Raw genomic sequence first — 12,242 nt, forward strand, 5'->3', positions numbered from 1 at the left:
ATATAAACGGTTTGTCTCCTTTTGAGCGAGTAGAAACGAGAAATTGCCCTTCTATTCACTCAAACAGCCATTCCCTGTATTTGGGAATGGCTGTTTTTGACTATAATAAAATATTTTGATTAGCAGAGAGTAAACAAATATAGGCTTCAGTCACTTTTTTCTGCTTAATTTGCTCGAGAGCTTCTCGGTAGACAATCATCTGTCCTTTATATTTAGCGATAATCTCATCTTGTTTATTGCCGACATAATCTGTTTTAAAATCAAACAAGATAATATGATCATCAAACTCAATAAAACCATCGATAATCCCGTGAATGAGTAAATTGTCATCTGAATCTGGTGCAATGCCTTCAAAAATTTGCCCTGCTTTCATCAACATGGTAAATGGTACTTCTTGTTGAACCAAGTTGGCATGTTCTTGAATACGTTGACCAAGCGCTGTTTCAAAAAAGTCTAAAATAAGCTGTTTATCAATTCGCTTACCAACATTTTCCTTAATAGTTCCTTTTGAAACTAATTGATGAATTAAGGAATCAAGCTTTTCAGCTGTAACCGATTCGGAAAGAACCACATTTTGTAGAACATAGTGAACGGCTGTCCCTATTTCGGCTTGTGTCGGTTGGCTTTCTTCCTGCAAAAAATTCGGACGCTGTAAGCTAGGTTCGACGTATCGTCCTCTACCACTTTGCTGACTAACATCTAGTTGTAACAATTGGGCATTGTCAGGATCTTCAAATAGTCGTTTAATTTCTGATACAGATTGGTAGCTAGTTGTTTGTGTTGCAGCTTCATGCGGGTAAGTATATGCCATTAGAGCAACTGCTGTTTTAAAATCAAGCTCGGGTTCAACCGTATCTGCCTGTTGAATGGTTGTTTGGATATGATTATCCCAGTCAATATCGTCGTCTAAATTAACGGTCACAATATTCCCTAATAGGTCATCAGCACTATAAAAGGACACATCAAAGGTCACCGGATATTGGCTGATTTCGCCACGGTAAGTCTTGATTTCAGAATCAGGGTCAACGAGCTGGTGACGATACAAGCTTAAGCCTACCCATTGCATGAAATTATTTGCAGCTAAGCGCAAATGATCTGGTAGTAAACGGCCAGCAGCTTCATCGGCTTTGCCCCATTCTTGCCACATTTTTTCTTTTGATTCATAAGACCCAACTAAGTAGAGTTTTTGCTCTGCCCTCGTCAAGGCAACATAGAGCTTTCTCATTTCTTCAGCTAACAGGTTCTTTTTCTTATCATTGGCAAAGGCATAAGTAACTAGTGAGGGGTACTTAATCCGCTGATCGACATCAATAAAGTCAGTACCCACCCCATAACGGTCAGAAAAGACATACGGTTTCCGTAAATCTTGCATATTAAACTGTTTGGACATATCCATAATAAACACAATTGGGAACTCTAACCCTTTACTAGCATGAATAGTCATAATACGAACGGCATCTTCGTCTTCACTAAAGGTTGTTGGCTCAGCTAGATCTTGATCACGGTCCTGGATGCGTTCAATAAAGCGAACAAACTGGAAAAGACCTTTATAGTTGGATGATTCGTATTTTTTAGCACGCTCGTAAAGGGCATGCAGATTAGCAACACGTTGCTTACCAGAGGCCATTCCACCAACATAATCAATAAAGTTTGTTTCTTCATAAATTCGCCAAATTAATTGGACAAGATTACTTTGTTTTGTAAAATCTCGCCAGCGATTTAACTGTGTCATAAAGGCAGTTACTTTTTCATAACAACTCATTGTTTCGCTTGTTTTTTCGAGTTTTCCTTCTTCATAGTCACTTAAAAAATGTTGAACGGCATCATAGTAGTCTCCGCTAGGCTGGCTTAATCGAATAGTCGCTAATTGGCGTTCATTTAAGCCGACAATAGGCGATCGTAAGACTGCAGCTAGTGGAATGTCTTGCCTTGGATTATCAACCACCTTTAACAGAGATAGCATCACAGTGATTTCTGTTCGTTGGAAGAAGCTCTGTGAGTCATTTAAAATGACAGGAATGCCGTATTCTTTAAAGGTTTCTAGAATCAATAAATTATTTTTCTTAGTCGGTGTCAATAAGACAATGTCTTTAAAACCAATCAGTCGCTGAGATTTTGTTTTCTTGTCATAAATAGTCTGTTTGTTTTGAATCAAGTCTTTGATGGTTTGAGCAACCATGGTCACTTCGCCCGTCGCCTTATCATCAATAGCAGCTTCAAAGTCAACATCTTCTTGAAGGTGGTCTTCTGCTGCTGGTGTCTCCTCGTCTGATTTCCCTTTTAAATAAATTAACAATTCAGTTTTGCAGTCGGAAACATCTGGAAATGACAAATTACCTTGCTTTAATTCAGCGAGTTTATCATAAGCCATTTGCCCTACTGCTTTATCCATCAGCTGGGTAAAAATAAAGTTAGTAAAGGAAATAACGTCGCCTCTTGAACGGAAGTTTTCAGCTAATATAATCCGTTCGCCGCCCTCTTTTTCCGCGAACTGTTCATATTTCGCTAAAAATAAACCAGGATCCGCTAAACGGAAAGCATAGATAGATTGTTTGACATCCCCTACCATAAATAAGTTTTCTGTTTCTGGCTGATGTCTCGTTACGCCATACAGAATACTTTCTTGTAGCTGGTTAACATCTTGGTATTCATCAATCAATACTTCCTCAAACTTTTGGCGATAATATAAGCTTGCTTCACTAGGCTGGCGTTTTCCGTCTTTTAAAGGCATTAAAATATCGAGTGTTAAATGTTCCAAGTCATTGAAATCAAGCGCACTATCAGTTTGTTTCTTTTGCCAATACATATCTGTAAATAGTAAGGTAACACGGATCATTTCTTCAATAAACGGTTTAGTTTGCTGAATCATCTCTTCTTGTTCGTCCAGAGGTCGGCTGAAAAACTGGTCCTTTACATTGATCGTAGTTTGCTTGGCTTGGTCTCTTAATCGCTTCATATCTTGAATCAGCTCTTTATCAGGATTATCCTTTTTCACAGACGGCCATCGTTCGAACGTCATGCGATCAATTAAATCATAGGCCTCTTGATAACGACTGGTCATTACTGCGTCTTGAATGGCAATAATACCATCACGCTCAGCCATCATTAAATCGTGATGTTTTAAGGTATGCTCCGATTCACCAGCTTGATGAATACCCATCTCTAAGCTGTAAATAGCTGACTCAAGCTCCGTTTTCATTTGTGGAAGAAGTAATTCTTGATAGAGACGACTATTTACTAAGCCATCCGTTAAATCATACAAATCTCCAAGGGAATTAATCCACCGCGTTGGATCAGGATTTGCCCGTGAGAAGTTATAAAGAGAGAAAATGAGTGTTTTTAAGCCCTCATCACTGCGGTCATTGGAATACGCCCGAGCCAGTTGCTTGAAGGTTGTGCCGGCAATGCCGTATTGCTCTTCTTTTAGTTGTTCCCAAACATCTTCTTTAGTCATTTCAACTTCAATATTATCAGCGACAATACGGAAAACAGGATCAATTTCAATTAGATAGAAAAAGCGCTGAATCACTTTTAAACAGAAGGCATGGATGGTTGAAATATGTGCTTGCGGCAATAAGGTGACTTGACGCATTAAATGCCGATACTGTTCATCGTTGACTGCTGTGTTAATCGCTTCTTGAATGGCCACACCAATTCTCTCTTTCATTTCAACGGCAGCTGACTCTGTAAACGTGACAACTAAAAGTTCATCGACGTTCGTCCCATTTTTTACTTTTTCAATAATCCGTTGCACTAAAACAGTCGTTTTACCTGAACCTGCAGAGGCTGCGACTAAAATATTGTCACCTGTTTGATAAATGGCTTGCCATTGATCATCAGTAAAGCGATCATTGGTCGTTTTTGGTGGTATCATGGCCATCTGTCTCATCCTCCTCTTCAAATTCTTGCTTTAGTTTCTCTAACACCATTGCCTTATTGAGTTTATCAAGACGGCGATAGCGGTTTTCTATTAAGGTACTGTCAAACTGTGAAATAGCCCGGTAAGGCCCTTGAACTGACGGTATAAATAAGCGATCCTTAACAGGATTCATCTTTAAGTCGCCAGATAAAATTTGATTGCCGGCTTCTTGAATACGGCGACGGTTGTTCTTAATTAATAAATCCAATTCTTGCCGACTAACTAAATCGTTGGAATTAGAATAGAAATCACCTGATTTTTTATAGCGGAAAGGCAATACTAATCCTGATTGACCTGCTTCTATATCCGGTTCAATAGCAGCTGTTAGGTCTGTTTCAGCAACTAATAAGCCTTTAAGCTTATGTTCACCGAGTAATAATTGCGTTAGTTCCTCTTCCTCAGGGCGTTTTAGGACCTTTAAGAGTGGATTTTTAACGTGTAAGTAAAAGGCCCCTGCTGCTTTTGCATTGCTGAGGTTAAGTCGGTCTGCATTAAGCATTGCTACATCTAAATACGTAATCATCTGCATAGCCAATCCATAATAAGCATCGATAAACTGGAAGCTATGTTGGCTTGATTTATAGTCTAGAACAGATAAATAAAGTTGCCCGTTCGATTCGACTTTATCGATTCGGTCTATTTTCCCTCTTAAATAGAGCTTACGATTGTTGTTTAAAGGGAAAACCATTCCTTCCAAGTCATTATTCAAACCTGGTGGTCCAAAGACTGCTTCGGTTTTAATATTTTGGAAATTGGTTAAGTTTTGTTGCTTAAAGAGCATTTGTGATAGATGACTAATGGTATCGCGTAACTGGTCCTGAATAAAGCTCATTCGATTTGAACTGGAAAGGATCTGGTATTTATGAGACCCAAATAGCATATCTAACACTTCAGAAGTAATTTGATCAATTGATTGTGGTGTTAAAAGTGGCTCTTGTGCCATGCGAGAAACAATATATTCTAAAGCTTCATGGTAAAATTCACCTGTTCCCGCCGCTGTAAGTTCATACTTTTGTCTTTCTTTTAGCTTTAAACCGTATTTTAAGAAATGACTATAGGCATCTAAATAATAACTTTCCAGTTGTGAAACGGATAGAAAAAGATTTTTCCCATAGAGTTTCTCAGCAAGTTCTGCTGTTAAATGGGTAGGAATATTCTTGTATTTTAAACTTCTAAAAATACGTTCTAAATCAGCTGAGACTGTTTCATCTCGGTAAAGGTAAGATAAAATTCGTCGCCAGATTACTGGCATTTTCTGTTCTGATGTGACTTGATGACGAATTAATTTAACTAATTGACTAATATTTTGGATTTTATTTCCTATGAAATCCATTTGATTGTCTGAATCAGTGATATCAGCTGCCTTATATTGAGTAGGAATCTTGAGATCTTTTGAGATTCGAGAAACATAAGGAGAAATCTTTTGGACACGATTGCTGCCATCAATACTTAAAGGATAAGTGATAAACAACTGATCAGTAGCCGCTAAAAAGGCTTGATAAGCCACAAATGGCTCTGAAGCTGTCGATTCTGAGACAGACTGATTCAAATACTTGCTATCGGCCTGCAAACTAGTCTGTAAACTTTCTCGTTCTTCTTCCGTTAACAACGATTTATTTTCATGAACTTTAGGTAAATTATCTTGGGTAGCACCAATGATAAAGGCTACCTTTGCAGTCTGGAATCGCGCTCCTTCAATGCTTGAGAAAATGACCTCATCAAGAGTTGGCGGCACAATACTAAAGGTCGCATTTTCTAAACCAGTCATCAAAATATCATAGAACATCTTGGCATCGAACTCATAATCACCCAGCGTTTCGACATATTCATCGAGTAACGAAATAAACGTCTTCCAAACTTGCTCATGCTGACGGGCTTTTTCTAAATCATTTTCTTCAATAGCTAAATCTCTCCAAAATAGGAGCTGTTGGTCAATTTTGTTAGTTTCTAAGAAATGGTAAAGCAAGCTAGCAGCTTCCCGCCCTGTTTTAACTTTTTCTAATTGCTTGTAGAACGGCAATAAACGCTCCTGAAGGAAAGTTTTTACTTGGTTAGCTTCTGCCATTCCTAGCGGTTGTTGAGGCGTTTCCTCCCCTTCTTCCAGCTCATTGAACTGATAAGCAGACCAGTCAGTCTTTTTAAACCAAGCATTTCCTTCATAACCGAAAGCTAACATAATATTTTCAGTCTTATCGATGGTATCACGGTAAAAAGTTACTTGTTCTTTTCGATCTGTCAACGAAAGTTCCTCTTCAGTTTGTGGAAGAAAAAGTTCCGTCCGAAGCATCCGCATTAAATCGGGATAACGCCAATAATGGAACTTTATCCGGAATAAGCTGTCAAGAAAATCAGCAAATGGATGGTGTTGCATTTCATCGGCCTTATCATAAAAGACATTTAAATTTGCTTTTTCAAAAAGTGGTTTCAAAATAGTTTCGTAATCTTCTACTCGTCGAGCCATAATTAAAAAGTCCTTGTATCGATAGCCTTTTTCAATCATCAAACGATTAATACTATTGGCAACATGGAAAATTTCAGCTTGCTTATTGTCACATGACCAAATATGGATTTTGTCTGATGGCGTCGTATCTTCGTTAGATTCTATCGTCAACCTACTTCTATTTCCAGATGAACTATTCACCCAATAACGGTCGAGTTGAAGCATAGCTGGATCATAGCCATCCGTATCTTTCGTAATCCGCTGGTCTTGTAAGACAGGGACACCATTGGAACGTGCAAATTGATATAAATGGAAATAAGTTGAACCAGCAGCATGGAACAGGTTCTGTAATTCAGGTGGCTGGTCAATATAAGCTTTATCTAAATCTAAAACAATGGTGACCTGACTGGCTTGATGCAGAAAAGCCTGAATAATTTGCATTTCCTGTGCAGTAAAATGATAATAACCATCGATATATAAGTAAGTCTCGCCCATCTCGCTACTACAGATCGTTTGAGCTAATGTTTCTAGCAATAACTCATATTGAACATAGTTCTCATCAACGACCGCGCAGTATTGACGGTAAATGTGCAAAATCTCTTTTAATTTTTGTTGTTGATCTAACAAGCGTGTTGAACGAGACTCACGGTCAACCGCTTGCTCTAAGTCCTCTATGCTGATATTTCCAGCTTTAAACTCCTTAAAAAGCATAGTCAACTGTTCAATAAAACCATCTTTTTCAATTTCGCGTCTAAATAAAATAAAATCTTCTCGTGACTCAAGCAATAGCTTTCTTAATAGCATACTGATTCCGATATCCGTTAATCGCTTTTTTTGATAAATTTCTTCATCTTTTAGAAAAAACCAAGCTAGTCGGCTGAAACTAAAAATTTGAAGGTTAATTGATCCATAAAATGCGTGTTGCTCATCGTCTTGCTTCCATAAATCTTCTAATACAGTCATCTCACCTTCAAACTTGGCGTGTTCAGGTACGACAATGAACACTTTAGCTTGAGGATTATTTCTAAGTCGGGCTTTTATGTCAGTAATATAGGCATGTCGCTTATCTGCCGTTGCTTGACCTAAAATAAATTGAAGACTCATTTGTTCACCTTCTTTATTGTCTTTTGTAATTCATTTTATCATATAACAGTAAAAATAGTGTCTGTAAGAATATATCCCGTTTTAGTTAGTCGATACAACTCTGAAATCTCTTCTGTATCTTACATTTGAGAGTAGAAATGTAAGATACAGATCGTTATTAGGAGGTTGTATCTTACATTCTAGAGCCTAACTGTAAGATACAGCTGTCTTTTTTGATCTGTATCTTACAGTTAGGACAAAAAGACACTAGGGAGCTGAACTCCCTAGTGTCTTTTCATTATCTCGCGTCATCCTCATCGTGGATTTGACGAATTAATTCTTCAATCTTATTACCATACGCGATTGATTCATCACGTTTGAATTCTATTTCTGGTGTACGATATAAAGATAATTTTGATCCTAATTCTTTACGAATTAGACCTGTTGCTTTTTCCAAGCCTAGCTGAACCTTTTCACGGTCACTTGCTAGTTCTTGAAGCGTACTATAGTAAATGGTTGCGTTTTGCAAGTCACCCGTTAGGTCAACATCAGTAATTGTCACATCTTTGATACGTGGATCTTTGATGTTTTTTGACAAAATGGTGTTTACTTCACGTAAGATTTCTTGCTTTACTCTACCAGCGCGATAGTTTGCCATGTCATTCTCTCCTTTATAGCTGTCGTAGTAACAGGATAACGTTATTTTCTAACGATTTCAACCATTTCGAATGCTTCGATGACATCATCTTCGCGAATATCGTTGTAGCCTTCAATCATTAAACCACATTCAAATCCTTTTGCTACTTCACGAGCATCGTCTTTAAAGCGTTTCAAGCTCGCTAGTTCGCCTTCAAAGATAACAATGTTATCACGAATAACACGAACGCCACTGCTACGTTTGATGACACCATCAGTAACGAATGCACCACCGATTGTACCCACTTTAGATACTTTAAACGTCTCACGAATAAGCGCAGATCCAGTGATTTTTTCTTCGTACTCAGGATCAAGCATCCCTTTCATAGCTGTTTCAATCTCTTCAATTGCGCTATAGATAACACGGTGAAGACGAATATCAACACTTTCTTGGTCTGCTTGAATCTTAGCTTGAGGTGTTGCACGAACGTTAAACCCGATAATAATCGCATTACTTGCTGCAGCTAGTGTGATATCACTTTCGTTAATCGCACCTACAGCCGAGTGAATAATACGGATACGAACGCCTTCTACTTCAATCTTTTGTAAACTTCCAGCAAGTGCTTCAACCGAACCTTGAACGTCAGCTTTAATAATAATGCCAACTTCTTTCAATTCTCCCTCTTTCAAGCTAGAGAATAAGTTATCTAATGTCACTCGGTTTTGGTTGTTACGTGATTCAACTTGTGCACGTTTAGTACGATCTTCCCCAACTGAACGTGCCGTTTTTTCGTCTTCAAAGACTACGAAACGGTCACCAGCTTGAGGTGCTTCGTTCAAGCCAGTAATTTCTACAGGCATAGATGGTCCAGCTGTTTTTACACGGCGACCTTGATCGTTAGTCATCGCACGAACACGTCCGAATGTATTACCTACAACGATAGGATCTCCTACTTTTAATGTTCCAGCTTGTACTAGTAATGTTGAAATCGGTCCTTTTGATTTATCAAGACGTGCTTCAATGACACTACCGATTGCTAAACGATTTGGATTAGCTTTCAGTTCTTGTACTTCAGCAACTAATAAAATCATTTCTAATAGTTCGTCGATACCTTCACCAAATTTAGCTGAGATGTTAACGAAGATGGTATCGCCACCCCATGATTCAGGAATTAAACCATGTTCTGTTAATTCTTGCATAACGCGGTCAGGGTTCGCTGTCGGTTTGTCAATTTTGTTAACTGCTACGATAATCGGAACATCTGCTGCTTTCGCATGGTTAATCGCTTCAACTGTTTGTGGCATAACACCATCATCAGCTGCAACAACGATAATCGTAATATCTGTTACGTCCGCTCCACGCGCACGCATCGTTGTAAAGGCCGCATGTCCTGGTGTATCCAAGAATGTGATTGGTTTTTTATCAATTTCAACTTGGTAAGCACCGATATGCTGTGTAATTCCACCAGCTTCACTTAAACTTACTTTTGTATTTCTAAGTGAGTCAAGTAGTGTTGTTTTACCATGGTCAACGTGTCCCATAATGGTAACAACTGGCGGTCGAGTTGTCATTTCTTCTTTGTTGTCATCTTCTTCGAAATAAACATCTAAATCTGAAATATCAACTTCAATCTTTTGTTCTGCGTTAATGCCATAATCAGCCGCAATCAACTCTAGCGTTTCAGCATCTAACGGTTGATTTTGAGTTGCTACAATCCCCATCATGAACAATTTTTTAATGATTTCTGCTGGTTCACGGTGTAGTTTTTTAGCAACATCTTGAATATTCATACCTTCTGTATAAATAAATGTTTCTGGCAATTCACGGAATTTACGTTGTGGTACAGGTGGTTTAGGCGCACGATTATCACGCTTTTTATTGCGGTTGTTACGTTTGTTAAAGCCGCCTTTACCTCTATTATTATTAAAGTTACTTTGATTTCCACCTCGTGCAGGTTGACGATTACCTTGAGTTGCTGGCTTTTGTCCGTCAGCTTTTTTAGCAGCAGGTTTACTTGCTGGCTTAGCAGTTTGGTTGGTAGTTGTTGTTTTTTGTGAAACTGTTGTATTTTTCTTGTTATGGGAAGATACAGGCGCTTCATTCTTACTCTTCATTTGTTTATCCATTTTTTTAACATCCTCATCTTCCATTATTGACATGTGGCTTTGAAAGTTTAGTCCCGCTTGTTTTGCTTTTTCGATAACGTCCTTACTAGATGTGTTATGTTCTTTAGCATATTCGTAGACTCTTTTTTTAACCATGTCTTCACCGTCCTTATCTCATATTGTTCGTTCCTTTCAGCTTTAAATAACTGTCAGCAAATCCCTTTTCAGTAAAGGCACAAATTGAGCGACTTTTTCCAATTGCAATGCTTATTTCATCAGATGTGAATGAGCTATCAAAAGGAACCTTATAGTAGGTGCATTTGTTTAATAGTTTTTCTTTTGTATTATCGCTACAATCAGTTGCAACAATAACAAGTTTTGCTTCGTTACGTTGAATCGCTTTAATTGTTAGCTCTTCACCGCTAATTAGCTTTCTTGCTCGAGTTGCAATGCCAAGTAGGTTCAGTTGTTTTTTAGACTGTTCCATTAATCTGGCTCCTAGCTTTTTGGTGATCAACGTAATCGTATAATTCTTGGTAAAAGTCGTCTGATACTGCTACTTCGAACTGACGCTCAAACAGCTTGTTCTTCTTAGCCTTTTCAACTAATTCAGGTTCTAAAGAAACATAAGCGCCTCTACCATTCTTTTTTCCAGATGGGTCTATTTCAAGGACCCCTTCTGGTGTTCTTACGATTCGAATCATTTCTTTTTTAGGCTTCATCTCGTTTGATACAATGCAACGACGCATTGGAATCTTTTTTTTCTTCATAAAGCGTCACCTCTTATTGATCAGAGTCATTTAATAATTCGTTATAATCTTCTTCAGGATCTAACTCCACTTCAGCGATACGATTTTCTGTTTCGTCAGCATCCAAGATATCTTCAGCTACTTCATCTGCTTGTTGAATGTCTTCTGCTGGATTAACAGCATCCATTTCAAGAACTTCATCAATATCTGATACATAAATCTCTTCTTCAACAACTTCTGATGTGTCAGCTTGTTCTGCCATCATGACACCATAATCTGTTTCTGATTTAATATCAATTTTAAAGCCTGTTAGTTTAGCAGCTAGACGTGCGTTTTGTCCACGTTTCCCAATTGCAAGTGATAATTGATAATCAGGAACGACAACTGTACAGCTACCTTTTGCAGGTTCAAAATCAACATGAACCACTTGTGCTGGGTTTAGAGCATTTGCAATATATTGTGCTGGGTCTTCATCCCACTTCACAATATCCATGTTTTCGCCTTTTAATTCATTAACAATCGCTTGAACACGTTGTCCGCGAGGGCCTACACATGTTCCGACTGGATCAACGTTAACGTCGCGTGAGCGAACAGCGATTTTCGAACGGTCCCCTGCTTCACGCGCGATTGAAATAATTTCAACAACACCGTCGTAGATTTCAGGAACTTCTTGTTCGAATAAACGTTTCAACAAATCAGGGTGGCTTCTACTTACAAAAATTTGAGGGCCTTTTGATGTGTTTTCAACTTTTGTAACATAAACCTTAATACGGTCATGTGGTTGGAACTCTTCTCCTGGAATTTGTTCTTGTTTTGATAGAACAGCTTCGATTTTACCTAAGTTAACATAGATATAACGAGAATCTTGTCTTTCAACAACACCGTTTAAAATATCATTCTCATAAGCAATGAACTCATCATAAATAATACTGCGTTCTGCTTCACGAATACGTTGCATAATAACTTGTTTAGCTGTTTGTGCTGCAATTCGTCCAAAGTCACGTGGTGTCACTTCAAAGCGGATTTTATCACCGATTTCGTAGCCTTTATTAATTTCAATCGCATCTTCGATGCTTACTTCTAAAGTTGAGTCAAACACCATATCGACAACTTCTTTAACTGAATAAACATGGATATCACCATTTTTTTCGTTAAATTCAACATCAACATTTTGTGCTTGTCCATAGTTACGTTTATATGCAGAAACTAAAGCTGCCTCAAGAGCACTTATGACAATCTCTTTTGAAATACCTTTATCTTTTTCTAATACATCTAGAGCACTAAGCATATCTTTATTCATTTTTCTAAT

7 protein-coding genes are annotated in these 12,242 nt (G+C 38.1%); all 7 read right to left on the minus strand.

All coding sequences use genetic code 11. The annotated features are described in order from the left end of the window. Positions 1–100: 100 nt before the first annotated feature. The 7 genes from addA to nusA all read right to left on the minus strand — a co-directional run bounded on the left by addA (position 101) and on the right by nusA (position 12,233). Positions 101–3,880, minus strand: coding sequence for a helicase-exonuclease AddAB subunit AddA (gene addA / locus G7057_RS11085; protein WP_166163760.1), 3,780 nt, complete (start codon positions 3,878–3,880; stop codon positions 101–103). Continuing rightward, positions 3,849–7,463, minus strand: a complete 3,615-nt coding sequence (locus tag G7057_RS11090) for a PD-(D/E)XK nuclease family protein (protein WP_166163762.1) — start codon at positions 7,461–7,463, stop codon at positions 3,849–3,851. Before G7057_RS11090 ends, addA begins: the two co-directional genes overlap by 32 nt. Positions 7,464–7,740: 277 nt before the next feature. Then, positions 7,741–8,100 carry a 30S ribosome-binding factor RbfA gene (rbfA, locus tag G7057_RS11095; protein ID WP_076766023.1) on the minus strand — a complete coding sequence of 120 codons (360 nt, stop codon included), beginning with the start codon at positions 8,098–8,100 and terminating at the stop codon, positions 7,741–7,743. Between the two features lie 41 nt (positions 8,101–8,141). Next, a complete protein-coding gene (gene infB, locus G7057_RS11100) occupies positions 8,142–10,340 on the minus strand; it encodes a translation initiation factor IF-2 (RefSeq protein WP_166163764.1) in 2,199 nt (732 codons plus the stop codon). 13 nt (positions 10,341–10,353) lie between these two features. Then, positions 10,354–10,671, minus strand: a complete 318-nt coding sequence (locus G7057_RS11105) for a L7Ae/L30e/S12e/Gadd45 family ribosomal protein (protein WP_166163766.1) — start codon at positions 10,669–10,671, stop codon at positions 10,354–10,356. Further along, complete coding sequence (rnpM, locus tag G7057_RS11110) at positions 10,658–10,954, minus strand: RNase P modulator RnpM (protein ID WP_166163768.1); 297 nt, start codon at positions 10,952–10,954, stop codon at positions 10,658–10,660. Before rnpM ends, G7057_RS11105 begins: the two co-directional genes overlap by 14 nt. Positions 10,955–10,967: 13 nt before the next feature. Continuing rightward, positions 10,968–12,233 (minus strand): transcription termination factor NusA, encoded by a 1,266-nt coding sequence (gene nusA, locus G7057_RS11115; RefSeq protein WP_166163770.1) that lies wholly within the window; start codon positions 12,231–12,233, stop codon positions 10,968–10,970. Positions 12,234–12,242: the final 9 nt, after the last annotated feature.

The sequence above is a fragment of the Jeotgalibaca arthritidis genome, assembly GCF_011100465.1.
GTDB lineage: Bacteria > Bacillota > Bacilli > Lactobacillales > Aerococcaceae > Jeotgalibaca > Jeotgalibaca arthritidis.